The sequence below is a fragment of the Pedobacter sp. L105 genome (genome assembly GCF_009765875.1).
Classification (GTDB): Bacteria; Bacteroidota; Bacteroidia; order Sphingobacteriales; family Sphingobacteriaceae; genus Pedobacter.
Window position 1 is genome coordinate 564,596 of the sequence record NZ_LMUP01000014.1, and the last position, 24,127, is coordinate 588,722.

The 24,127-nt window shown below is 37.2% G+C and carries 22 protein-coding genes and 1 tRNA gene; 9 read left to right on the top strand and 14 right to left on the bottom strand.

The window, feature by feature from the left end; genetic code table 11:
* Positions 1 to 98: 98 nt before the first annotated feature.
* Both GSQ84_RS25605 and GSQ84_RS25610 read right to left on the bottom strand, forming a co-directional pair.
* On the bottom strand, positions 99 to 1,850 hold the full coding sequence (locus GSQ84_RS25605; protein WP_158800206.1) for a S41 family peptidase: 1,752 nt from the start codon (positions 1,848 to 1,850) through the stop codon (positions 99 to 101).
* Positions 1,851 to 2,163: 313 nt separating this feature from the next.
* On the bottom strand, positions 2,164 to 2,646 hold the full coding sequence (locus GSQ84_RS25610; RefSeq protein WP_158800207.1) for a hypothetical protein: 483 nt from the start codon (positions 2,644 to 2,646) through the stop codon (positions 2,164 to 2,166).
* Between the two features lie 525 nt (positions 2,647 to 3,171).
* Between GSQ84_RS25610 and GSQ84_RS25615 the strand changes: the two genes are divergently transcribed.
* The gene (locus GSQ84_RS25615) at positions 3,172 to 3,483 is read left to right on the top strand and encodes a nucleotidyltransferase family protein (protein WP_158800408.1); all 312 of its coding nucleotides are present in this window, start codon (positions 3,172 to 3,174) and stop codon (positions 3,481 to 3,483) included.
* A complete protein-coding gene (locus GSQ84_RS25620; protein WP_158800208.1) occupies positions 3,470 to 3,808 on the top strand; it encodes a DUF86 domain-containing protein in 339 nt (112 codons plus the stop codon). Before GSQ84_RS25615 ends, GSQ84_RS25620 begins: the two co-directional genes overlap by 14 nt.
* 37 nt (positions 3,809 to 3,845) lie before the next feature.
* On the opposite strand, the gene GSQ84_RS25625 is transcribed toward GSQ84_RS25620, so the two are convergent.
* The 5 genes from GSQ84_RS25625 to GSQ84_RS25650 all read right to left on the bottom strand — a co-directional run bounded on the left by GSQ84_RS25625 (position 3,846) and on the right by GSQ84_RS25650 (position 8,065).
* Entirely contained in the window at positions 3,846 to 4,262 is a 417-nt protein-coding gene (locus GSQ84_RS25625) for a DUF4259 domain-containing protein (protein WP_158800209.1), read from the bottom strand.
* Between the two features lie 316 nt (positions 4,263 to 4,578).
* The gene (locus tag GSQ84_RS25630) at positions 4,579 to 5,013 is read right to left on the bottom strand and encodes an SRPBCC family protein (RefSeq protein ID WP_254070988.1); all 435 of its coding nucleotides are present in this window, start codon (positions 5,011 to 5,013) and stop codon (positions 4,579 to 4,581) included.
* 344 nt (positions 5,014 to 5,357) lie between these two features.
* Positions 5,358 to 5,582: a hypothetical protein gene (locus GSQ84_RS25640; protein ID WP_158800211.1), complete on the bottom strand. Its 225-nt coding sequence runs from the start codon at positions 5,580 to 5,582 to the stop codon at positions 5,358 to 5,360.
* 353 nt (positions 5,583 to 5,935) lie between these two features.
* Positions 5,936 to 7,030 carry a PD-(D/E)XK nuclease family protein gene (locus GSQ84_RS25645; RefSeq protein WP_158800212.1) on the bottom strand — a complete coding sequence of 365 codons (1,095 nt, stop codon included), beginning with the start codon at positions 7,028 to 7,030 and terminating at the stop codon, positions 5,936 to 5,938.
* Positions 7,031 to 7,084: 54 nt separating this feature from the next.
* Positions 7,085 to 8,065, bottom strand: a complete 981-nt coding sequence (locus tag GSQ84_RS25650; protein ID WP_158800213.1) for a hypothetical protein — start codon at positions 8,063 to 8,065, stop codon at positions 7,085 to 7,087.
* Positions 8,066 to 8,173: 108 nt separating this feature from the next.
* Here GSQ84_RS25650 and GSQ84_RS25655 point away from each other — a divergent pair, with 108 nt between their 5' ends.
* A complete protein-coding gene (locus GSQ84_RS25655; protein WP_158800214.1) occupies positions 8,174 to 9,301 on the top strand; it encodes a pentapeptide repeat-containing protein in 1,128 nt (375 codons plus the stop codon).
* 439 nt (positions 9,302 to 9,740) lie between these two features.
* Here the strand turns inward: GSQ84_RS25655 and GSQ84_RS25660 are convergent, their stop codons facing one another.
* From GSQ84_RS25660 to GSQ84_RS25670, 3 genes are read right to left on the bottom strand one after another with little or no spacing between them, the layout of a single operon-like run.
* Entirely contained in the window at positions 9,741 to 10,115 is a 375-nt protein-coding gene (locus GSQ84_RS25660; protein ID WP_158800215.1) for a hypothetical protein, read from the bottom strand.
* Between the two features lie 11 nt (positions 10,116 to 10,126).
* On the bottom strand, positions 10,127 to 10,873 hold the full coding sequence (locus tag GSQ84_RS25665) for a hypothetical protein (protein ID WP_158800216.1): 747 nt from the start codon (positions 10,871 to 10,873) through the stop codon (positions 10,127 to 10,129).
* Positions 10,870 to 11,787 carry a HEPN domain-containing protein gene (locus GSQ84_RS25670; RefSeq protein ID WP_158800217.1) on the bottom strand — a complete coding sequence of 306 codons (918 nt, stop codon included), beginning with the start codon at positions 11,785 to 11,787 and terminating at the stop codon, positions 10,870 to 10,872. Before GSQ84_RS25670 ends, GSQ84_RS25665 begins: the two co-directional genes overlap by 4 nt.
* Before the next feature lie 365 nt (positions 11,788 to 12,152).
* Here GSQ84_RS25670 and GSQ84_RS25675 point away from each other — a divergent pair, with 365 nt between their 5' ends.
* Positions 12,153 to 12,440: a helix-turn-helix domain-containing protein gene (locus GSQ84_RS25675; protein ID WP_158800218.1), complete on the top strand. Its 288-nt coding sequence runs from the start codon at positions 12,153 to 12,155 to the stop codon at positions 12,438 to 12,440.
* Between the two features lie 41 nt (positions 12,441 to 12,481).
* Here the strand turns inward: GSQ84_RS25675 and GSQ84_RS25680 are convergent, their stop codons facing one another.
* Entirely contained in the window at positions 12,482 to 13,702 is a 1,221-nt protein-coding gene (locus tag GSQ84_RS25680; protein WP_158800219.1) for a site-specific integrase, read from the bottom strand.
* A 248-nt stretch (positions 13,703 to 13,950) separates the two neighbouring features.
* Positions 13,951 to 14,023, bottom strand: a tRNA-Lys gene (locus tag GSQ84_RS25685).
* A gap of 328 nt (positions 14,024 to 14,351) precedes the next feature.
* Here GSQ84_RS25685 and GSQ84_RS25690 point away from each other — a divergent pair.
* The 5 genes from GSQ84_RS25690 (at position 14,352) to GSQ84_RS25710 (ending at position 22,074) form a co-directional block, all read left to right on the top strand.
* Positions 14,352 to 15,023: a response regulator transcription factor gene (locus GSQ84_RS25690; protein ID WP_158800220.1), complete on the top strand. Its 672-nt coding sequence runs from the start codon at positions 14,352 to 14,354 to the stop codon at positions 15,021 to 15,023.
* A gap of 2 nt (positions 15,024 to 15,025) precedes the next feature.
* Positions 15,026 to 16,381, top strand: coding sequence for a HAMP domain-containing sensor histidine kinase (locus tag GSQ84_RS25695; protein WP_158800221.1), 1,356 nt, complete (start codon positions 15,026 to 15,028; stop codon positions 16,379 to 16,381).
* Between the two features lie 136 nt (positions 16,382 to 16,517).
* Positions 16,518 to 17,825, top strand: coding sequence for a TolC family protein (locus tag GSQ84_RS25700; RefSeq protein ID WP_158800222.1), 1,308 nt, complete (start codon positions 16,518 to 16,520; stop codon positions 17,823 to 17,825).
* A 7-nt stretch (positions 17,826 to 17,832) separates the two neighbouring features.
* Entirely contained in the window at positions 17,833 to 18,927 is a 1,095-nt protein-coding gene (locus tag GSQ84_RS25705; RefSeq protein WP_158800223.1) for an efflux RND transporter periplasmic adaptor subunit, read from the top strand.
* Positions 18,928 to 18,948: 21 nt separating this feature from the next.
* On the top strand, positions 18,949 to 22,074 hold the full coding sequence (locus tag GSQ84_RS25710) for an efflux RND transporter permease subunit (RefSeq protein ID WP_158800224.1): 3,126 nt from the start codon (positions 18,949 to 18,951) through the stop codon (positions 22,072 to 22,074).
* Positions 22,075 to 22,180: 106 nt separating this feature from the next.
* On the opposite strand, the gene GSQ84_RS25715 is transcribed toward GSQ84_RS25710, so the two are convergent.
* Both GSQ84_RS25715 and GSQ84_RS25720 read right to left on the bottom strand, forming a co-directional pair.
* Positions 22,181 to 23,023 (bottom strand): AraC family transcriptional regulator, encoded by an 843-nt coding sequence (locus GSQ84_RS25715; RefSeq protein ID WP_158800225.1) that lies wholly within the window; start codon positions 23,021 to 23,023, stop codon positions 22,181 to 22,183.
* Between the two features lie 21 nt (positions 23,024 to 23,044).
* Positions 23,045 to 23,857: an oxidoreductase gene (locus GSQ84_RS25720; RefSeq protein ID WP_158800226.1), complete on the bottom strand. Its 813-nt coding sequence runs from the start codon at positions 23,855 to 23,857 to the stop codon at positions 23,045 to 23,047.
* Between the last annotated feature and the right edge of the window lie 270 nt (positions 23,858 to 24,127).

Genomic DNA, 24,127 nt, shown 5'->3' on the forward strand with positions numbered 1-24,127 from the left:
TCAAATATTTAAAACGTTAGGTACTCAAATAAACTACCACTTTTAGCGTTTTCATGATTTGACTTATATCAAAAAATATACTCTTCTAAGGCCATTTTTTATTTAGCTTTTATCTTCAATAGGTTTTTAAATACAAATTCCATAGCTGCATCCCTATTTCCCAATATGTCCTGAACAGAATTTGATACCTGAAAATCGGGAATAGCGCCCCTTTTCTTAATAACGGAGTTTATCGCATAATCAGTATGTAAAAGCGGTATTGTAATAGCAGTTTCAGTATGGCCCCCCAATATTGATATTTTTTGAACGCCATTACTTATGCCTGCATATCCGGACGTTTCACTGCCGACCAAAATAGCATTTGTATATTCTTTTAAAAGTCCTGCGGCCGTACCGGCCGCAGAAAGCATTCCGCCATTAATCAGCACCACCAACTTTCCGTTAAAATGATATTCTTCGATTGGATCAAATTTTTCCAATTCGCGTAAGGCATCGTATTTGGTCACCTTAAAAGTTCCATCCATTTGCTTAGCTAGTCCATAGTCTTCATCTAATTCAAGTTTAACCCCTGTTGCTTTCAAAAAGTATTCATTATTCCCCAATGTAATTACTTCGTTAGCAGGGATTATGGGCTTATCAATAAAGTATTGAAGTAGAAAAGCAGCATTCTCTCCCTTACCACCACTATTATCTCTTAAATCAATAATTAAGTTGCCAATTTTGTGAGTATAAATTTCCTGAAAGCATTTTTTATAATAATCAGGGAATGTATTTTCTGGTTCATTGAAATTGTCTTTAAAAAATTGATTGATCTTAAGAATTGCATAATTTCCTTGTTTATTAAGCGTAAAATTAAAAGCATCTGTCGATTGAATGGTTAATGGATATCGTTTAGCTCTAAGTGCTATATAATTTTGTTCAGAGACTGGTTCCACTTGTGCGGTTAAAATTTTGTTAGACTTATAGTCCCTGTAGGAAATATTATAAGATGTTTTTTCTCCAAAGATCTGCGGATATATTTTACCAAATAGTTGAAAGTAAGAAACCCCTAATTTATGTAGTGTACTAGATTTGCTGATACCATCGGAAGAGAAATATTTCAAGGTTTCAGATAAAATCTCATTGCTTAAATGACCGTCTATTGCCAAAATTTCAGAGCCTTCCAGGATAGGCAGATTACTCAGGTTATTTACTATGAAAATGCGCTCACTTGTAACATAAATCTGAAAGGGTAGCCATTTTTGATTAGCTATAATATCGCCCAAATGGTTAAAAGCCTTTACATTCGTATGATCATCGTGAATATTAGCAATCATTTTGAGTACAACCTTGTAAAAATCTGCTGCTTGCATAGGTTTGGAAGTTTCCAACATCAATTTGTCTACCATATTCTCAAACTTCTCAGCGGATTGATTTGTATAAAGTCCCGGATGTGTTTTGATAAGTGCATTTTTAAATTTATTGAGATCTGCCTGCATGTCTTCAGGCTGATAGATTATGGGGTTTTGTGCAGTTCCTGCCACAGCTGTAAAGTTATCCTTGGTAAACAAAGATATATCGCCGCCCTGGTTTACTGTCATTTCACCTTTGGAAGTATCAAATAACAACTCTATACCGGCCTTATAATACACGAATTGATCTTTGGCACGGGCTTCTAGCGGAAATGCGTTCTGTCCGTTTGCCTGGGCTATTAATGTCGTATCATTTTTGCTGATGATTATTTTGAGCGAAGATTTTTTGCTGCTGTAAATGCCTAGGTAACTGTCTAAGGGGTGACGAATGATAGTTTGTGCTGCTAAGCCAAAGGTAAATTTGATAAAGATTGATAAGAGTATAAGGATTTTTTTCACGATAAAGGCTTTATTATAAAACGAATATAATATAAAAGGTATAATGTTTTAATCGCCAAAAGCAATATTCGCCACCGTATTGTGCAAATTCAGCTTAATTAATTCCGATTGCAATCATATTTGTATGTATGCGGGTCTGATTAATTAGATATTTTGGGGTTTCCCGGTAAACAAAAAATCTTGCAATCATTTGATTTGCAAGATCTTACGTGGTTTTGACACTTTTCTCTGTGAACCCTATGGTACCAATATCTAACACTTTTATTGATGATTGCCTGAAAGTAGTGTTGCTAAATTGAAAGGATTAGGATAGTTATTTACTATTATTTCTTAATTCTCTGATCCTTTCTAATTCTATCACATCGATTTGATCTTTAGGCCTGTTAACTGCTTTTTTATTAGCTATAAGTTGGTTAATGTGTAAAAATGGGACTTCAGTACCATCAAGATTTGCAATCGATGCAATTTCAAGACATTCTAAAAATGAAAGATCTTCTATACCTTTCATGCTGGTCATAATATCAAGTTCAATTGAATTGTCAACATAAAAACTGGTCCATCCAGGTACAAATTGCATGGTTTCAAGCGAAGGGAGATCGCCGTAACCCAATTCTTTAAATGCAGATCTAAGATTTTTCCTATTATTTAATGTATCATATAACCAAATATCCAGATCATCTGTATTTCTATTGAAACCATGGAATCTTGTTGCAAATCCTCCAACCATAATGTATTTTACATCATTATTATTCAAAGATGCCCAAAATTGAATCAACGCTTCGTCTGAGACATCCATCCTGACTATTTATGAGTGATTACTGCTTTATTGAGAACATTATTTGTGCGTAGCATTTTAGTAAAAAGCTTAAGCTTGTCCATATCTGAGCGAAAAACGTCTCTACGCAATCGTTCATTATCAGATAGATTGGTGATATATGTTTCCGAAGATTCTTTAAGAATGTTGTTGCGTTCTTTATTCATTGATACTCCTCGATTTTTTTATGCAATTTACTCATCAAGTTTGAAAAAAAACGAATTTATTTTAACGCAAGAAGCCCCAAAATTCTCTGAGGCTTCTCTGTGATCCCGCTGGGATTTGCACCTAGTGCTAAAATCAGCGTTTAAATAGTATTTTATGAGGTTTTGGATTTCGACTCATCGAATCACTCACCATTTTTTTCGATACGTTTTAGCTGCAATTGCTATCAATAAATATAGTATTTATAAATTGAAGTATCAAAATGAACTCTGAGATCCGAGGCTTCATTTGATGTTCTGTATTGCAATTTTATTTGTGCTGAAATTTTGATTATCTTTGGATATGCATACGGCGGTTCAAAATAAGCAATCATTATTATCTCTACTTAAAGCCAATGGGCAAAAGTTGAGGTCTTTTGGTGTTTTAAATTTAAGTCTGTTTGGATCTTTCATTACTGGCAAATTACATGCTGATAGTGATGTAGACCTATTAGTAGAATTTGACCCGCAACAAAAGAGTTATGATAATTTTATGGATTTGTCATTCTTCCTTGAGGATCTGCTGGGCAGAAGAGTCGAAGTTGTAACTCCACAGTCTCTTAGTAAATATATTGGCCCACATATTTTGAACCAAGCTGAAAATGTTTCCTTCTAATATAGAACTGTTAAAGCATATTCTGGAGGAGATTTCTTTCGTTCTTGACTCCACAACAGGAAAAAGCAAGGAAGATGTAATTAATGACCCGATTCTTTCACGAGCTTTGGTACGAAGTCTTGAAATTATTGGCGAAGCTAGTAATAAAGTTGATCCTGATTTCAAATCATTGTATCCTCACGTAGAGTGGCGAAAAATGTCAGGAACTAGGAACCGCCTTATTCATGATTATTTTGGAATAGACTACGATATTGTTTGGGACATTGTTACATCAAAGCTCCCAGATCTAAAGAATGATATCGGTGACATTATTTTAGAGCACTAAATTTTTAACCGAAAGCAAACGCGATTATATATTCGGATTAACTGAGTCTATAGATAATATCTAAAATATTCTGTTTCCACTTTGGATAAAGTTCCTCGTTTTCCGCCCACAGTTCATTTAGTTCTGAATTTTCATCAATTACCTTTCTCAAGGCGTCTACAGCTGTTAGTTTTAAGTCTTCAACTTCCAAATCTTTATAGAATATTCCAAATACATTCACATTACTTTCGTCGTTAAGTTCTTCATTATCATTTTTATATTTAGTTCCATTTATGAGGTTATCAATGTAAGCAGCAGACACTATAACAGCATAGCCTTCTTCATATTCTAAATATTCTGATAACATCGCATTCTCAAAAGAAGATTTAAAAAATACTCTTGCGTCGTTTTTGATTTCTCCATCAAAATCGTATGCTGTATCGTCGTCAAATATTCCGCAGTCCCAAGCGCCCATAATTTTTAGCAATTAAAATATATAGTTGATTAATGTATAATAGAGGACTAATTTACAGTTTTTGATTTAGCGTCAAAATGTAATTTTAAAATTGTTTAAAGCGGATGTTATATTCAATCGAATTTGAAGATTTTCCCTTTAACGCAAAAAGCCTCAATTTGCATTGAGGCTTTTCGTGATCCCGCTGGGTTTTACACCTAGTGTAAAAATCAGGGTTTATTCAATATTTGGAGGGTTTTGAAACTGGTACTACCCGAATCGCTCACCTTTTTATAATACGTTTTAGCTGCAAATACTATATTATAAATTTAAGAATTTAAAGGGAAAAGTTATTGTTTTCTGCATACTCCTTTATAATTGAATTACGATTCATCAAAAGATTTTCCATATATCTCTTTAGAAAAAGATAGTCAGCAAGTTTACCTAAAATTCCTAATGGTGAAACATAAGAGAAAACATCGATCATGGTTGTGCCATTATCTAAAGGCTCAAATTTATGTATATGCTTAAATGATTTGAATGCACCACTTACCATCTCATCAGTAAATGAATCTGGCTTTTCAAAAGCTGTAATCTTAGATGTTAATTCTTGGAAGAAACCAAAATGCTTTGCCCGCCATGTCACTGATTCGCCTAATTCTATTAATCCAGACATCCTTCCTGCTATTACTTTTTCCTCCGTCTGCTTTGTAGAAATTTGATGTAAATCGATATTTCTGGAAAGATCGAAGATGGTGCTAGGTGTTGCCAAAATGAATGTACTTAGATATATTGTGGGCATCTGCTAGTTATATTAAAGAAAACGCCTGTTCTTCTTTAAACTCTGTCTATTGTCGATAAAAGTTACAATCTCAAGAAGACTTTTCCTGGGCTTAACTCTGTAAACAATAGAAATATGTGGAATGATTAAACCAATGTAGGTGTCTTTAGTTTTATAGGTTCTGCGCGCAATAAAAGGTTCTGTACTCAGAATTTCAATATACTGGAATACTCTGGCAACAAACTTGTCAACTTCATTTTGAGTCCAATTGTCTTTAAGGTAGTCAATATTTCTTTGAAAGGTTTCACCTGCTTTTTGAGACCAGATAATTGTCGTTATTTATAACCAAATCTATTTTTCGCCTCTTCATGACTAAAAACATTCCCGTTATCAAGTTGACGTATTCCTTCCGAAACATCATTCTGCTGAGTTTTGCTTAAGCCATCAAACCAGTCAATTTCTCTATTACTTATTAATGACTTAATATCCTTAATAAGGTTCACATCATCAGAATTGATGATCTGTTGTAATACATTTAGTTTCTCTGCCTGTATATTCATGAGAGTAAATTTAGCGAAAATCTAAATGGAAAAGAAAAAATATTTGTTGAATTATTTAAGTAGAGCTTTGTATTCCTAATAATTTACCCAGAATGAGGGTTTAATATTGAAAAATATTTGATTCCATTTTGAACTGAATCCTAATATTTTTTAATGCAAAATGCCTCAATTTGCATTGAGGCATTTCGTGATCCCGCTGGGATTCGAACCTAGTTCAAATGTCAGCGTTTAATCAATATTTAGAGGGTTTTGAAATTGGTACTACCCGAATCACTCACCTTTTTTCTGATACGTTTTAACTGCAAATGCTAGCAATCAATATAAAGAATATTATTTAAAATGGCAATTATATTTTAAATAAATTCATCTACCTCTAAAGACGGAAGTAAATACTCGTTAATTATAATCTTAGAAATCTCCAATTCCTTTAAAAATAATATGGCGAAATCTTTAACCGAGAATGAACCCCAATTATTTATTCGTTTTGTTACAGAGCATTGAGCTTTAGATCTTGGTGCATTACTCACTTTGATATAACCCGTATGTGCATATAATATTGATAAACTGTCGAATGCACTTGTTATTTCGGGAGGTATATCATTCTTACTAGATGTCACGTAATTTTCTGACACACAGAATGTTTTGAATCCTCCATTTTGAAATTGCATTGAAAAATCTAACCGATCCTTAGCCCCCTTATACATTAGTTTGACCGATCTTTTGATCACTATCCCCAGTATAGCATTCCCCCTTGTTTCTGTAATAAAATAATCCCTTTGGTAACCAATCTCATTAAGAACAGCCCTGAAATATAATTTCTGAAATATAGTTTCTAATTGGTTTGCTGATATAAGCTCTTGTCTGCTATAAATAGAATTCTTTATTTTGTGAGCCTTTTTTTTACTCCCATCACTAAATACAATATTATAACTTTGTGGACTTGATAAAAAATCTTCCGCAGTAGACACAATATTATCAAGGGTAGTCAAATATTCTGAAAAGATTTGTCCATAAAAACTTGTTTTTGAGGTAATAAATACTTTTCGCAGTTCATTTAAAAGATGGCGATAGGATAGACAAATCCAATCTATATCATCTGAATTTTCATTAGCTAAAGTTAAATAATAAAACCTTACTACTTGAGATATAAATTCTGAATTTAATGTTTTTTTATAGGTTTCCAATTGATTGGAGTGTTGAGAGGATTTCAACTTATTTTCTATGCAAATTATAATTTCAGGAGTTTTAATTAAAATATCAATATTGTGATATTCAGTGTAGACCTCATTTATAGATGATACATCTAAACCAAATAAGCCCTTGATCAAACTAAGTTTGTTGGCATTTGTTATTGCATCACATTCGATAGAAAATATCCATTGCAACATTTGAGAGTGAACTCGTTCCATGTCTGCTAATCCAATTTGCTCAAAAAAAGTCCTTTTCATAATAAATTTAGGAGATTACTGATTTATAATATTGAACCAAATCGTTAATAAATATCACTTTATATTTAATTCAAAGTTTCCATTTGTAATTGTGAATATATCACCATCAAAGAAATCATAACCACCTTTAATCACACCGTCGTTATATAACAAAGTTATTGGGTCAATAAAAGTATATGAATAATAATCCAGGTTAAATGAATCCAAACCATCTTTACTTTTGGGATAATTTTTATATAGCTGTCTATTGTACTTTGGCTTTAAGGCGCTAATTAGAGCTTTTTCAGCATCTAAATATATAGTGCTTTCAGGTATTTGACCTTTTCCCATCAATATATCCACCGCTGGTTTTAAGTTGTCTTCGGGGCCAAAACTATTCATAACTATATTGTCTTCAAAGCAAAGGAAAAGGATAACAATTTCATCTCTTGGGAGACTACCATATTTTAGTGGCTCTTCACGGGAAAGGATTTCTTGAAGACTAGAATGACCATTTAATCTTTTTATTACGTCTTGTTCAGTGGCTTTTCCTATATAGTGAATTTGATATTTGAGAAATTCCGAAATATCTCCAATAATTTCTACGTCTACAGCATCTCTTAGAAAATGATAAATTAGCTTTTCAGGAGAGAACCAATAAAATTCTCCATCCAGTGACGCTATTACAAAGTTCGCAACACTATGAAATGGTAATTTATCCTGTCCTTCTGTTTCCGGATATATATAATTGACCGCAATATTCATTCCTTGATGTTGACTATTCATTAGCTTATCTTGGAAGAGAGGAAATTTACATTGTAATTCAGAGTCTGAACCTTTCTGCCTAATGACAAAAGTGATAAAAGGATTGAATTGATCATTCGGATTGATATCAAAATTTTCAAATGTAAGTACTGGGCGTTGGGCTATAATATATAAACTGCTAGTGTTTATGTAATTTTTGATAATTGGGTCATCTTTTATAACTGTAAAATCATAATTGCTTATTGGTGAGTAAGCTAATTTCAAAAAATTAAATAATACATTATTTCCCATATGAATACTAAACTACAATAAAATATATGGTTTAATATTCAGTTTTCTTAAAATACTTATTAGCAAAGCACATGTTTAAACTGGACATGCAAATATTTCACATTAATCATGCTTGCTAAACATCAACAGCATTTGACTAAACAAGCATTAATCGATACCTTTAATGATAAGAAAATTTTCACCCAGACGAATATGAAAAGAGAATCGGGAAAAATATACAGGGATATGCCCTCAAATTCAGCAGAAACAATCTTTGAGAATTGCACCTTTGAAAATATTATATTTGATAGTTCGTTTGATTATAGTGAAATTAATAAATCAAAATTTTATGGTTGTCATTTTTTAAAAGTCAAATTTAAAAGAGATCAACTCCAACAATGTGAATTTGAGAATTCAAACTTTCAATATTGTAGGTTTATGTTTTCGGACTTAAATAATTCAAGACTTACAAATTGTGAATTTCATGACAGCTATTTCTTTGCTTCCAAGCTAAACAATAGTGTTCTGCAAAACGTAATCTTTAAAAATTGTAATTTAAATATTAGGACATTTGAAAGTTCATCCTTAGTTGAAGTAGATTTCAGTAATCATAAATTGGAATCGACCAATTTTACGTCTGCAAGGTTTGATCAGGTGAACTTTGAAAATGCTAGACTTTTCAATTGGGAATTTAATAACGCCACTTTCCTAAACTGTTCCTTGAAAAACGCAATAGTGTCCGGTATTGGTAGTGGCTATGAGCTTATTTTGGGTCTTAAGGAATCAGAACTTGAGGAAATAACTTTTAATAAAATTGATACGTTTAGAATAAGGTTTTATCTTTTATCATCAAAAATTAAATTTTTAATAACTAATAATGATGTAGAAAAGACATATCATTTTTTATCGACTATTAATCTGAACAAGATTAATGAAATAATATTTAAGCATTTTAATAGGAATGAAAATATAAGTAATGATTGGGAACCTGATGAGATGGTAAATGGTTACTTAAACCTTGCGAAAAATATAGGCCGATCAATTTCGGCGTTGATTAAAAATAAAAATTCTGAAGTTTTAATGACTTGTCTACTGAAACTTACGGATCAAATTGATTCTTTTGAATATATATTTAAACAATGGCAGGAAAAAAAACTCTATAGTGAACCCGACCTAGTCGATGATTTTGGAATAGATGAAGAAGAACAGATAATGAGGGCTTTAAGAAATGGTACAGCAGATGCATTTGGCTTCTAACTTTTTCAATTGTACAAACTCAATAACATATTAGTTAAGGTTGGTGTGAGTTCTTTAGATTATACGATTAGTCAAAATAGCAAGCGGAAGTTGGGCAGTTGCCCTACTTTATTGCTACATGCTCTGCAAATGAGATTATAAGGATACTCCGAGTATCCTTTACGATGCTGACGGCAGTGAGATAAATGAAAGTGGTATACTAGGCTGTATACTGTAAGACATTGAGGGAGCAAGTTAGTGTATTTGCTATACAAATACTCTTGCGTTACTCCCGTTGGTTGCGTAAATTTAGTTTTGATGAGAGATAAATAGCCCCACGCTTCCTTGCGGCCTGTAAAAATTCTTAGGGATTTTTACTTTGCATTTACTGAAAAGATTTCCGGTTAAAACCAAGGTCACCATAAAATATATAGGACAATGCGTCTACAGATGGTGGCGACTATAAATTGTCAGTGATATATTTTGTTCTTTCTGCCAGTACTGCTTTGAGCCATTGCGCCATTATTTTTCTGCCCGCTTCTTCGGAAGGTCTTGTATCTCCGTTCTGTTCCAGTAGCTCTAAAATTTTACGGTTAAATAAAGTGAGGTATTGCTCTTCCAGCTCACTGTCGACTTCTAATACCGTTTCTTCATTATCCAAATAATCCAGAAACAGATAGGTAGCCCATCGGCTACTACCCATAGGATTGCTGTAAAAGCAAGGAAAGGAAAGCGAATTGATAAATAATTGGATCAAAGTTTCTGGTTTGATCTGGTAAATAGTGCATAGGGTGGTAAAGTCCACAGGTAAATTGACTTCAATATTTGTTTCCATAGCATATGTTTTTAAGGGTTAAGGTTCTGGTAATGGGAAAAATAAAAATCCTGTAGGATAGCTATTCTTTCTTTTAAACTTCTTACGATATAAATTTCAAGGCGTATCTCTTCCATGCGTTCATAGAAATCAATTTCCATATCTGTTAAATGCAGGATAACAGTGCTTTTCCTTGCGAAACCGTTGGTAAACTTCATGAATAAATCCATAGCTAAATTATATACCGATAATTTAAGTCCCTTTTTAGCAATGGATTCAGCCAAAGATATTCTACCCATGAAATTTTCCAGAATCTGTTTCGGATAACAGTTATGTAGTTCACAGATGACGCAGAAATCAGGATTCAATAGTAATACGTTATCTTCATCCAAATAAATCCGGTCAGACGAGATGTAGACCGGATTCATCATTCTGAATAATCTATTCACATAAATCTTTGATATTTTTCTTTTGCTCTGCGCCTTGCCTGATTGCTTTTTAGCCAGTTCTATGATTTTCTGGACATTTTCTACAGCTAAATCCCTACAGTTTAGAAAAGCTTTACCTTCGCTGAATTTTGTTTTCTTCGCTAGCACATACTCTGAAACCGTCCTTGTGGCCTCAGAAAAACCTTCGTTATATTCACGGCAGATAGAATCATACAGGGTAATGTGGTCAATGAATATCTGCAATACTTCCTGCATATCGAGTTTGTAAATGGCACAGGCTACCTTAAAATCCAGCGGTACATTGATCAGCTGGTGACTAATCCTTTTCATGATCTCGCCTCGCTAAATTGACCATCTGCAATTTTTATCCCATGATGCAGTTCTTTATATATCATAGCTTCCTGAACCAGTTGTTCAATTTTCTGTCCGCACATTTCTTTGGTCAGTTCTTGAAAGGCATAGACTTTCTTAAATATGGCCTTTGCGTCTTCTCCATTGACTGTAAAGTTTTTTGCATAACGGGCACCGGAATAGCTTTTAGTCAGCACATCAAACAATCTTTTGTCTTCTGTACTACCGGATAACAGGAGTTGAATCGGACGTTCTGAAAAGGCACGGCATAATCCCAGCATCCGGCCAAGATTGTGAATTTCAGAGCGGTAGGCCAGATGCACCCTGATTAAGGCAATCAGTGATTGTTCAACTACCTGATGTAGCAGAAATACGCAAACCGTATATTGTTCTTTTGATAGACATTCCGTTGCACCATTTAAGAAACCTTCTGCTAAAGGCATATGGTGTGATGAATGATTTTGCGCTTTGATTGCAGATTGCGTAGGTATAAAAGGGTTTGAAGAATCAAAATTACTTAACCCATCATGGCTATAGATCAATTGTTTGCTGGCACAGGTAGTGATGAAAAAGCGGTTATTGGCTTTTATAGCATCGGTGATGTTTTCTAACCCGTGGCACAGAATAGTAATCGTGCCATGTTGATAATGGCTATTGGCGAAGTCCTGTACCTCATAATCGATTCTGGTTACATTTTCTGTAACCACCAGCAGACAGTAATTGCAGTTGTAGGAACTCGATTCGTTGGAATAACAACCTTGTTTTTCCATAAAAGAGATAGACTTGGAAAAGCAATAGATTTGCAAGGGCTGGAATTTTCCAACCAATAATTGAATAAAGGATTTAAAGTGCTTGGCGTGTGCTGCTGCCGGAATTAATATTTGCGTTTCCATATATTGATCTCATTTAGTTTTTACACGTTCAAATGAGCCTTATGGAAGAGGAATCCCCCGAGAGGGGACTGGTCACCTGCATTCTATAATTGTAACCGAGGCACTGGTAAGCCCGCCTCAACTTCAAAATGAATTGAAGTATCAGCTTTACCGCTTCTTTCGAAACGGTTATCGTACAAAAATATAAGCAAGCGCCAGCCCCACCTAAGAGGTTTTGGACTACTAATGTAGGGATTTGGCGCCATACTTACACTCGCACGATAAATTACCAGTTTTTCGGTTACGAGGCTCGTTAGGTTAAATAATTAAAATATTGTTACTTACATCATCTGTTAAACTTCATTAAGTGTAAATATAAGATAAATATGTCATACCTGTATGACCTTTCTATTATTTATTTTCTATCCCTTTACAGGGTAATGAGCGAGAATATCAACATAGCACCAATTGAGCAGTTTGTCATTGATTATGTCATCAAACTAAGGAAGCAGAAGAACCTGAACCAGGAAGATATTGCTACCATTTTGAATGTTAAGCGCACGTTTATCACGAATGTAGAAAGTGCAAAAAACCGTGCAAAATATAATCTTGTGCACATTGCCAAGCTGGCTGACCATTTCGGGCTTTCTCCTAAAGATTTCATGCCTAAATAAGAATATCACTAGATATCCCGATAAATCGATATACAGTTACATTATAGACTAGTTGAATATTTTTCTTTTAATACTGCCATGTCAGTCCCAACCTTAATATCCAATATTTTAGCATAATGCTGCGTAGTCCTAATATTGGTATGCCCAAGCATCTTAGAGACACTTTCAATAGGAACTCCATTAGAAAGGGTTACAGTGGTTGCAAAAGTGTGGCGGGCAATATGAGAGGTCAGTTTCTTTTCAATGCCACACAGGTCTGCAATCTCCTTTAAAAACTCATTCATCTTTTGATTGCTGGGAACAGGCAATAATGTTCCTTTATGTAGACAAGTAATGTTTGTCGCATATTTATCAACGATTGCAACAGCAGTAGGCAATAATGGAATTGCAGAACGTGTTTTAGTTTTCTGCCTGCTGGTGAAAACCCAGCGTTCCCCGTCATTACCCTTACTGATATGGGAGGGTTTTAATTTAAACACATCTACGTAGGCTAGTCCGGTAAAACAACAGAAGAGAAAGACATCCCGTACCTGACCAAGGCGTTCAGAGATAAATTTCTTATCTGCAATCTGCTGTATCTCTTCATTGTTGAGGTAATAACGGTCTACATTTTTAGATTTGCCCTTATAGCCTAGAAATGGATCGCTAGCGATCCAGCTATTTGTTAAACAAATGTGAATGATCTTGCTGAGGTTCTTCATATTTTTGACCACATAATTATTACAACAGTTTTTATCAGCTCTTAGATAGTAATCAAAATCATTTATAAAAGGTTGATCTATCTTCTTAATGTCCATATCAGCAATGCCATATTTTGATTGTATAAATGCACTAATGTGACGTTCCAGTACCAAATAACGGTTTAATGTGCCCTGCACATATTCCTTGCCTACCAAAGCTCTCATTTTTTGGTTATGGTTTGTAATCGCTTCCAATAGGGTGTGAGAAACAACCGTTTTCCCTAGATAGCTGTTTTTAATGGCTTCCGAAGTAATAATTTCTCCTGCTTGGTCAAGCGAATGATATGCCTGATAAACTGAGGTTTGTAATTGATCGAGATAAGTATTTAATAATTTCACTTCTTCTTTTGTACCGATTGCCTTGCCAGCTTTGGCATTCCAGCGGGCAGGTTCACACTCACGGCAAGTAGTCATTTCCGCTCTTTTTCCTTTCACCGTAATCCGCATGTAGATAGGGACAGTACCGCTTATGTAGTTCTTTTGCTTTTTCAAATAGAAAAGCAGGCTAAAGTTAATTTTCACAATGTTGCACATTAAGGGTTAAACAAAATTAGCTTTACAGTAAGACGTACACAAGATGTACAGTGGTTGAACTAGTTGTCATACAAATAGTTACAATTTATTCGGTGAGTAGAACAGATTTCAAAATTACGCACCTAATTACTCACTTTTTATATGAGAAAATATGCGAATTTTGTCACCCCTAAAAAGGCAAAACCCCTGTTAACATAGCGTTTACAGGGGTTTATACGTTTTGATATTGAATCTTGTGATCCCGCTGGGATTCGAACCCAGGACCACTACATTAAAAGTGTAATGCTCTACCAGCTGAGCTACGGAATCAATTCCCTTTGATTAAGGAGGTGCAAAGATAGAAATTAATTATTAAGTTGCAATTAATTATGAAAATAAATGAAAATAAAATTCGGTAGCTCTCTGAATAAGCAAAACTTAAGCTGAATCTAATGCCCAATCTCGCTATTAAACTTAAGAATACAGAACTTCAATAAAAATCAACAATCGCATCACCCTCATATTCAAGCCCTAAAAACAAAATAAATCGGGCTGTTTCAAACAGTCAGCTAAAAGTTAATTCCTTCGAAATGAGATTAGAATGTATTAATGTGTTATTTTTATATTTATAAATGGTCTACATTTGAAAAAAAAGCACATGAACATTCTGTTAATTGAGGATGAGCCAAAAGTGGCTGCATTCATAAAAAAGGGGTTAGAGGAGCAACTAAATAGTGTTACATTGGCCTATGATGGAAACACGGGCTCTAAACTGGCGCTCGAATCAGATTTCGATTTAGTGATCATGGATGTAGTGCTTCCGGAGATCAATGGTTTCGATCTGTGCAAACAAATCAGGAAATTCAAAAAAGAACTGCCTATTCTGATGTTATCTGCATTGGGAACAGTAAGTGATAAAGTTAAAGGTCTGGAAAACGGAGCAGATGACTATCTCACCAAACCTTTCCACTTTGATGAACTATTGGCACGGATCAGGGCATTGGACCGCAGACGTTCCAATGTACTGCCTGATACCATATATCAGGTAGCAGATCTTCAAATGGACTGTTACAGAAAAACAGTTACCAGGGCAGGGAAAGACATCCAGCTTACGGTCAAAGAATTTACACTGCTGGAAGTACTGATGTTTAACAAAAACAGGGTATTATCCAGGGTATATATTGCTGAATCGGTTTGGGGGATTAATTTCAACAGAGGAACCAACCTGATCGACGTATATATCAACTACCTGAGAAGTAAAGTAGACAAAGGTTATTCAAAACCTTTAATCCAGACAGTAATTGGTATGGGCTACGTACTTAAAGCCTAACAATGACCATACGTAACCGGTTATCTCTTCAATTTACATTTATGTTCGCGGTGTTGCTGCTCTTCGCACTTACCGGAATATACTTCTTTGTGGAGCATAACTGGGTAAAAAACTTCTATACCAAACTCAACAGCAGGGCAGTAACCATCAGCCAGTTTTATCTTGCTGAAGACAACCTTTCCAAAGAAAAATTTGAACACGTACTCAAAAGGTTTCCTCAATCGCTTACCGACGAAAGGATAAGTATCTACGATGCCAATTTCAAAGCCCGCTTTATCCCTGAAGATTCAATTCACTGGGATTCCAGTATCTTAAAATCTGTAGTCGCCAATAAAGAAATCTATTTCAGACAAGGGGAGAGGCAGGTGACAGGAATTTATTATGTAGATAACTCCGGGCCATTCATTATCCTGGTCTCGGCTATTGACGAGCAGGGGCATCACGACAGAACGGAATTGGCTTTTATCATGCTGGCCTTCTTTCTGATCTCCCTGATCATCACCTTCTTTTCCGGCAAGATCTTCTCCAGGCTGGCACTTTCACCCATATTAGGAATCACTAACCAGCTCAAGATCATCAGGTCTTCCAGTTTAAACCACCGGCTGGCCGTCAGTGAAACCCATGTGGATGAAATTGATATTTTATCTATAGGAATTAATAACCTGCTGGAACATCTGGAGCAATCATTTGATAGCCAGGAGGCATTTATCGCCAATGCATCCCATGAACTGCGAACACCCATTACCACCATCATGGGCGAAGCTGAAATATCTTTAATGAATGAAAGGAGTTCGCAGGACTACAAGCAGACCCTCGTTAACATCATTAAAGAAACGGAACGGCTCAACTTTATCATCAACAGCCTGATGGACCTGGTGCAAACCAATATATCCAACAATGCTTTTCAGGATATCAGCATGGATGAGCTGCTCTGGGAAGTAGTTGATGAAATGTGCAGCAAACACCCCGACCGTATCGTTGAAGTGAATTACAACCACCCGGAAGACCACAGCGTATATACCATACAGGGAAACAGGCAGCTGCTGTTCATCGCCATCAACAATATCCTTAAAAATGCCATTAAATTCTCCGACGGAAAAATAGTACACTGTGAGATTTTTGCAGATGCTAAAGGTGTCCACATCATCATCAAAGATGAAGGGATAGGTATTCCGGCGGCCGACCTCAATAAAATATTCCAGCCTTTTTTCCGCTCTTCTACCGCATTAAGCTTTGCTGGTTATGGCATCGGGCTTTCCCTAACGCAGAACATCATGCGGTTGCATAACGGAAGAATAAAGGTGAAATCTGAACCTGGCCTGGGCACAGAATTTCACCTGATTTTCCCTGCCTATTAGATCTTAACGCTGCCGTGACAATATCGGGCCCACATTAGAGAATTCTAATCAATATCTAATGACTCTCTAACCTCACATTAAGAACCCTTTAATCCCCTCCAATTACTTTTGACATATACATATAATAAAGATGTTTATGTCAAAAAATCAAATTGGTCTGCGCCACATTACAGCGGTTTTTTTGCTGCTCGCCGTGGCAGTAACAGCCAAAGGACAAAACCTGGGCAGGACTGAAGTAAAGCTTACCTTAAAACAGGCAGAAGATCAGTTCCTGGAAAAGAACCTTAGCTTGCTGGCCGGTAAATATGCCATTGAAACAGCTAAAGCCGGAATCATCACCGCAAAACTGTTCGATAATCCTCAAGCCAGCTTTGAGAATATCCTGTATAACCCTCAAACCAAAAGGATCCTTGACATGAGCTACAATGGTGGTGAGTATAACGCTAGTATTGGCCAGCTGTTCAAAACCGCAGGAAAGAGAAATAAAAATATACAACTGGCCAATATATCTGTTCAACAATCAGAATTTCAGTTTTTCGACCTGCTGAGAACATTAAAATACACGCTGAGGTCCGATTTCTACAAGATCTATTTCCAGGAACAATCTGCCCTGGTATATAAAGAAGAGATCAGTTCCCTTTCTAAAACCCTTTCTGTTTTCCAGGAAGAATATAAACATGATAACATCTCTAAAAAAGAAGTATTGAGGATACAATCGCAGTTGTATTCACTGCAAGCTGAATTGTCTGAATTGCAGGATGGTATAGATGACGCACAGAGTGAATTTAAATTGCTGATCAGGGCCAATGCCAACACCTATATTCTTCCGGATGTGAGCGCCGATTCAGATCCTGGAAATTACCTGAGCAACGTAACTTATACTACTTTGCTAGACTCCGCTACACATAACCGTTATGATTTGAAAGTAGCCCAGGCAGGTATCGATTACAGTATCATGAACCTCAAATTGCAGCATGCAATGGCTGTGCCTGATGTTAACCTTTCTCTTACCTATGATAAAAACGGTAGTAATGTGAGAAACTATTCCGGTATCGGAATCAGTATTCCAATTCCGCTGTTCAACAGAAACCAGGGAAATATTAAAGCAGCTAAGGTAGCGGTAGATGACAGCAAATTAGCTTTTAACCAGCAGCAGGACCAGGTGCAGAGCGATCTCGACAACAGCTTTCAAAGTGCCCTCCGACTGGAAACGCTATTCAAAGGATTTGATCCCGGCTTTAAAAAAGACTTTAACGACCTGATCACCCAGGTGATGATCAATTATCAAAAGAGAAACATCGGGCTGCTTGAATTTCTCGATTTCTATGATTCTTATAAAACCAATACCCTTCAGCTAAATACCCTGCAAATGAATCGTTTAAATGCGCTGGAGCAATTGAACTATGTAACCGGAACCGCTTTATTTAATAAAACAGATAAATAACCACCTCATGTCTAGAAAATATCAATCATCGGCATTAGCCCTTTGCTTTTGTGCCCTGCTCATTTCCGCTTGTACTTCTCATAAAGATGATGGTGAAGACAAAGCCCCGCGTTTTAAAGTGACAGACACGTTATTAAAAAGCCTGGTTACCGATACGGTAAGCTCCGGTGGTGCCAAATCAGAAATTTCACTGAGCGGTGCCATTGCGCCCGATGAAAATAAAATGGTAAAGATCTTTCCTATGGTGAGCGGTATTGTAGGTGACGTAAATGTTTTATTAGGCGACTTTGTGAAAAAAGGACAAACACTGGCTATTATGCGCAGTAGTGAGATGGCCGGTTTTACCAAAGACTACATCTCTTCACAGGCAGATATGAAAAGCTTCAAAAGAGTGCTTCAGTCAACACAAGATCTGTATAAAAGCGGACTGGCATCAGGTATGGACCTGCAGCGTGCACAGGCAGATTATGATAAGGCAGCAGCAGAAAATAAAAGGTCATCTGCGGTAATGTCTATCAATACCAGCAGCAGTAAAGGATATGAATTAAAATCCCCTATAGCTGGTTATGTGGTAGAGAAAAACTTAACGAACAACATGCAGGTAAGGGCTGATAACAGTCAGAACCTGTTCACTATAGCTGATTTATCTGATGTTTATGTACTGGCAAATATATTTGAGTCTGATATTTCCAGTGTACAGGTGGGCGACGAAGTAAAGATCACTACGCTTTCTTATCCTGATAAGATCTTTACCGGTAAAATTGATAAGATCTATAGTATGATAGATCCTGATAATAAAGTGATGCGTGCAAGGGTGAAAATTGATAACCCTGGTAACCTGCTAAAACCGCAGATGTTTGCCAAAGTGCTGATCAAAGGTTTAAACGGCGATCAGCTGCCGATGATCAATTCAAGGTCCCTGATCTTTGATAATGACAGGTATTATGTGATCCAGAAAACGGGGCCAGCTGCTGTACACATACAGCCGATCGAGATTGCCAAGAGAACCGAAGACCGCGTATATATTAAATCAGGACTGAAAGCCGGAGATGAGATCATCTCTTCCAGACAGCTCTTTATTTACGAATCGTTAAAAGATTAATCAGACCATAAATCTAAAGAAATGAACAAAGTAATTAAAGCTGTTCTGGGATTCTCTCTCAAGAATAAGTTCTTCATATTTTTCATGACCTTTTTGCTGCTGATTGCGGGTTATATCAGCTTTAAGAACATCAGCATAGATGCCTTTCCTGACGTAACCAATACCTCGGTAACCATTATCACCCAATGGCCGGGCAGAAGCGCCGAAGAGGTAGAAAAGTTTGTGACGCGTCCGCTGGAAATTGCCATGAACCCGGCAGAGAAAAAGACGTCTATCCGCTCTTCTTCTTTATTTGGGCTCTCTGTGGTCAAGATTAGTTTTGAGGATGATGTGGATTATGCCTTCGCCAGGATGCAGATCAATAACCATATCGATGATGCGGATCTGCCTGATGGGGCAAAATCAGAAATTGAACCACCTTATGGACCAACAGGGGAGATTTTCCGATATACCCTGAAAAGCAATAAAAAATCTGTGCGTGAATTGAAAACGCTGGAAGAATGGGTAGTGGAACGCGAAATCAGATCTGTACCCGGCGTAGCCGATGTAAACAGCTTTGGTGGCGAAACTAAAGCCTACCAGATTACCATTAATCCCGAAAAATCACTGCAATATGGTGTAACGCCTTTAGAAGTGTTTGATGCTGTTTCTAAAAGTAATATCAATGTAGGCGGTGATGTGATCGAGCAGAGCGGACAGGCTTATGTGGTAAGAGGTATAGGCTTACTAAATAATATCGATGAGATCAAAAATGTAATCGTTGATAATATCAAGGGATCACCAATTTATATCAAAAATATAGCTGAAGTAACCGAGTCAAGACTGCCTGCTTTAGGACAGGTAGGACGAGATATGGACCCTGATGTAGTTGAAGGTATTGTGGTGATGCGCAAAGGCGAAAATCCAAGTGAAGTAATTGCAGCGTTAAAGTTGAAAATCAAAGCGCTGAATACACATATCCTTCCTGCTGATGTGAAGATCAGTACCTTTTATGACAGGGAAGACCTGGTGAATTTCTCTACCCATACCGTGCTCCACAATATGCTGGAAGGGATTACTTTCGTGACCATCATTGTGTTTTTATTTATGGCCGACTGGAGGACAACGATCATTGTAGCGGTAATTATACCACTCGCACTGCTCTTTGCCTTTATCTGTCTGAAGTTAAAAGGAATGTCTGCCAACTTGTTATCGATGGGGGCGATTGACTTCGGGATTATCATTGACGGGGCCGTTGTCATGATGGAGGGGATCTTCGTCATCCTCGATCACAGGGCCGAGAAAATGGGAATGGATAAGTTTAACAAGATGAGCAAACTGGGCATGATCAAAGAAGCCTGTCTGGTAAACGGAAAAGGAATCTTCTTTGCCAAGCTGATCATCATTGCAGGATTACTCCCAATCTTTAGCTTTGAAAAAGTAGAAGGTAAAATGTTCTCACCACTGGCCTGGACTTTAGGTTTCGCCCTGCTGGGAGCCCTGATCTTGACTTTTACCCTGGTGCCGGTAATGGCCAGTGTACTGCTGACAAAAGATGTGCGTGAAAAACACAACATCTTTGTAGAGTGGATCACCAGGAGTTCCATGAAATTTTTTAATATCTGTTTTAAAGGCCGGAAGGTAGCGCTGACGATTGCTGCGATAATTCTGGTTGGCGGTTTATTCTGTTTTAAGTTTTTGGGTTCAGAGTTTTTGCCCCAGCTGAATGAAGGATCAATTTATGTTCGCGCTACCGGCCCTTTAAGTACCTCACTGAGTCAGTCGGTATCCATTTCCAATGAAATGCGTAAGATCTTCCTCACTTTCCCTGAAGTGAAACAGGTGATCTCACAGACCGGACGTCCGGATGATGGTACCGATGCCACAGGTTTTTACAATATAGAATTCCATGTAGACCTGTATCCGCAGGACGACTGGAAAGCGAAAGAGTCCAAACAGGAACTCATCGCGAAAATGCAGAAGAAGCTGAATTTCTTCCCCGGCATCGACCTTAACTTTTCACAGCCCATCTCGGATAACGTGGAAGAAGCTGTTTCGGGTGTAAAAGGATCTATTGTCATCAAGCTATTCGGTGACGATTTTAAAGTAATCGAAAATAAAGAAGAGCAGATCGTTAAGATCATGAAGGGGGTAAAAGGAGTGGAGGATCTGGGTATCCTGCGCAACCTGGGACAGCCTGAATTGCAAATTAACCTGGATCAGGATAAAATGGCGCTGTATGGCGTTACCCCAGCTGATGCAAATGCGGTAATTGAAATGGCCATAGGCGGTAAAGCCGCTACGCAGATCTATGAAGGAGAACGTAAGTTCGATCTCAGGATTCGCTACCCTGAAGATTTCAGGAATAACGAAAACTCTATCGGCGACTTAAGGGTGCCTACCTTAAGCGGAAATAAAGTACCGCTGCGCGAAGTAGCTTCCATCAGGAAGATCGTTGGTCCAAGTATGATCTATAGGGATGACCACCAGCGTTATGGTGCCGTTAAATTTTCTATCCGCGGTCGCGATATGGGAAGTACTATTCAGGAAGCACAAAGCAAAGTAAATGCTAAAATTAAACTGGGCGAAGGTTATTCGATGCAGTGGGCAGGCGATTTTGAAAACCAGCAGCGTGCCACACATCGTTTGGCACAGGTGGTACCTATCAGTATCCTGCTGATCTTCTTCATCTTATTTATCCTGTTTGGTACCATTCGTGATTCGCTGCTGGTATTAAATAACGTACCTTTTGCCATCATCGGGGGGATCATGGCCCTGCTGATCACGGGAATTAACTTTAGTATTTCATCAGGAATAGGTTTTATCGCCCTGTTTGGGATATGCGTGCAGAATGGGGTAATCCTGATCACCAAGTTCAAATCAAATATTAAAGAAATGCGTTACATGCATCCGGAATGGACATTTGTTGATGCCCTCAGAACCGGTGTAGAATCCAGGATACGTCCTGTGATCATGACAGCAATGATGGCTGCCATAGGCCTGTTACCGGCAGCAATGTCTACCGGTATCGGTTCAGAAACTTCCAAACCACTGGCAACAGTAGTTATTGGGGGATTAATGTGTGATACTGTTTTTAATCTGTTCATCTTTCCTATCATATTTTACCTGGCTTACAGGAATAAAGTAGCCCGGAAAGAAAAGATATAGGTATTAAATACCTTGGGTTAGTCATTCAGGCCCGTCTGGTGCATCTTTTGGCAGAAAGAGGTATCGGATGGGCTGAATGCATTTAAGGCCTTTCTACATTTTGACTTCAGGCCTTAGCTCCCAATAGAGAAGGAGAAATACCATAAGTCTTTTTGAACGCATAAGAGAAGTGCGAAAGGTTTTCAAAACCTACGTCCTGATACACGTCAGACGGTTTTCGGCCCTGTTGTTTGATCTGATAATAAGCTTCCTCCAGTCTTTTTTTATGCAGCCAGCGCCCGGGAGACATCCGGAACGTTTTCTCAAAATCCCTTTTAAACCCGGCAATACTTCTGCCGGTTAATTGTGCAAAGCGTTCCGTAGATACATTAAATTTATAATTCTTATCCATGAATTCCTGGATATCAATTTTATAGAGATCGCTAAAATCAAAAAGGATGTCCTTCAACAAATTATTCCGCTGTAGCAGTAATTCTATCGCTTCATTGGTTTTTAGTTGAATTAAAGGTTCGGTTAGTTTATCCGGAAGGTCAAAATAAGGAATTAATGAATTAAAAAATCCCCTGATGATCGGATCGTCATCCAGCTCAAAAAACGCTTTCTGTTTCAAAGTAGTGATCATCCCGTTAGGATCGTTCTCCGCTTTAATATGATGTGCGGCACCGTATTTACGCAGGGTGTCTTTGTTCAGGAAGATATTTATAGCCCTGAACTCTCCTCCGGGCGGGGGCACTTTTAACGATCTTACCAGCTGGTTTTTTCTCGCCAGACCAATGGTGCCAGCCCGGTAAACCAGCGTTTCACTGGCTGTTTCGAAATGAACTTCTCCGGATACAATAAATCCCAGGGAATATTCCTGTATATATTGTTCACTTTCCCTTTGTTTACTGTCTACGCAGGAATAAAGTATATTACTGATCAGAAGATTGTGGTTAGATTTTGCTTCCATCTTATTTAAAGATATAAATACTTACTTAAACTGACTGTTTAATACTTTATCCAGCATACGGTCTGAAAGTACCTTATTCAAAAACAACAATAAACTCGCCCCATATCCGCCTGAATATCTTGTTTTTGGCTTTTTAGAAACAATGGCTTTTTGAATTAATCTGGCTATGTCTATTGGCAACGCCGCTTTTCCACCGCCTTTTTTGCTCAGTGCAGCAAATTGATTCGCCAGTTTTTCATAAGGCCTGTCCTTTGATGCTTTTATTAAGTTATCCATCGCAATGTCTGCCCATTCTGTTTGGACCCCACCAGGTTCAATTACAATAACGTCTATGCCAAAGGTTTTTAACTCATTTCTCAGGCTATCACTTAAACCTTCCATAGCAAACTTACTGGCATGGTACCAGCCACCTAAAGGGGTAGCGAATTTTCCGCCAATAGAAGAAATGTTCACAATCTTGCCCGATTTTTGTTTGCGCATTGCCGGAATAACCAATTGGATCAATCGTGCTGCACCAAAGAGATTAACCTCTAGCTGATATCTGGCATCTTTCAGGTCTACATCCTCTATTGCTCCATAAGACCCAAAACCGGCATTATTAATTAAAATATCAATTTTGCCTTCTTCAGCAAGTATGCTGTTTATGCCATTTACCATCGCGTCTTCCTGGCTCACATCCATTTCGATAATTTTACAGCCCAGCTGCTGAAGATCACCCATCAACTGTATCCTTCGTGCGGCAGCATAAACTTTATATCCATTTTGCACCAGTAATTTGGCTGTTTCCTTGCCCATGCCCGAAGATGCCCCTGTGATCAATACTACTTTATTCATTGTGACTTGATTTAGTGGAGCAAAGTTAGCCCGGTTGCAGTGCGTTAGGTTTTCCCAAAAGCTCCAATTTACTTTGTTGAGGAGATCAATAAAAATATTCTTTTTGGCGAAAATTATACCACAAATGCGGGTAATACGTTCAGGTGTTCTAAAAAAGAATATATTTGAATTTTAATTTGATTCTAATATGTAACCGTTGAAGGCATCAATAAAATATTAAAAAATATAAGGAAGTACTTATTTAAATATATTCAAAAGATAGTTGTATAG